This window comes from Ruminococcus sp. CAG:57 (assembly GCF_000435935.1).
In the GTDB taxonomy this organism is placed as follows: domain Bacteria; phylum Bacillota; class Clostridia; order Oscillospirales; family Ruminococcaceae; genus Hominimerdicola; species Hominimerdicola aceti.
Genome location: NZ_FR890723.1, coordinates 1 through 1,383, shown reverse-complemented (window position 1 = coordinate 1,383; position 1,383 = coordinate 1). Strand labels below are relative to the sequence as shown.

The 1,383-nt window shown below is 38.8% G+C and carries 1 protein-coding gene; it reads right to left on the bottom strand.

What is annotated here, in order from left to right; translation table 11 throughout:
• Positions 1–53 precede the first annotated feature (53 nt).
• Positions 54–1,383 (bottom strand): deoxyguanosinetriphosphate triphosphohydrolase (locus tag QVO88_RS05940; RefSeq protein ID WP_288177818.1); only part of this gene is annotated, 1,330 nt, incomplete at its 5' end.

Below are 1,383 nucleotides of genomic sequence, written 5' to 3'. Positions count from 1 at the left end.
GTCAGCGTCGCAAAAATTAATAATTTCATCAATTAACATAATAAGTTCCTCCATCACTCAATCCCACTCAACTCCTGATAAAGCCTTTTAGCATAACTATCAGTCATGCCGCAGACGAAATCAGTTACCAGAAGCAGTCTGAGATACAGCTTTTCTTTATCGCTCTTACCCTCAGAATATATTGTGTAAATCTGACGATAGTTATCAGAAATCATATTCATTAGTCTATCCTTCATAGGTGAAAGCTTTGTTCCAGTATCAAAATTAACTGCCGCAGGAATGAAATTGTCGAGCAGAAAATTGATTATATTACCCGCAGAGATCTCCATTTTAAGTATCGGCTTAGAACGGAAAACATACTCGTATGCTATACCCCCTAAAGCCTTTGACATAGCATTTCCACGTGATACAGAAAGCACATCTTTAGTGAATGTGCCTTCCATTATACTTCTGTAATTTCTTGTGAAGCCATATGAAGCACAGTATAAAAGATTTCCCTGTATACTGATAACCCAATTCTGAACCGCATTAAGCTCGGGATTTGCTATTTTCTTAGCTTTAGCATTTTGATATTTTGTTTCCAACCAATCGATCATATTGGTATAATTTTTTCTCTCATCTTCATCGGCGCATTTACTTATGTATTTCTCACTTCTTAACTCTTCAAGAAGCTGGTCATAACTGAGAAACCCTTTCTTTACTGCGTCCTCTATGTCAGCTGTCAGATAAGCTATATCATCGGCGGCTTCAAGCAAATATGTAAGCGGATACCGGCAATCTGCTGCACCGGTCGAAGATGTAATATCTTCAAAAAGCTCTTTTTCTGCAAGGTAATATCCCATCTTCTTAGTCTTGATATTACCACTTTGCTTATCTATTTCACAAGATGAAATCGGATACTTTATCAGCGTATTGAGCAAAGCATAAGTAAGATGCATACCGTTTTCATCAACAAGATAGTGCAGCTTTGTCAGCAAGCGAAGAGCCTGGGCATTACCCTCAAAACGAAGCAGATCGCTTTTCATCTGCTCGTCTAAATACCGATCAAGCGTAGTTCCGTCAAATTCAATTTTCGTTAGATTTGCTTCAAACCAGTTTCTGATGGAATCTTCACCAAAATGTCCGAAAGGAGGATTGCCTATATCATGCAGCAGCCCTGCACATTCAAGTATACTGCATACCTTGTCCTTAGTTTCCGCTGTTATATCTTCATCAATATTATTGTCGATCAGATACTGAAAAGCGGTCTGCCCTAATGATTTGGCAAATGAGGAAACTTCAAGAGAATGGGTCAGCCTTGTACGCACAAAATCGCTTTTATCCAACGGAAATACCTGAGTTTTGTCCTGCAAACGTCTGAATGACGCACTGCATATTATTCTG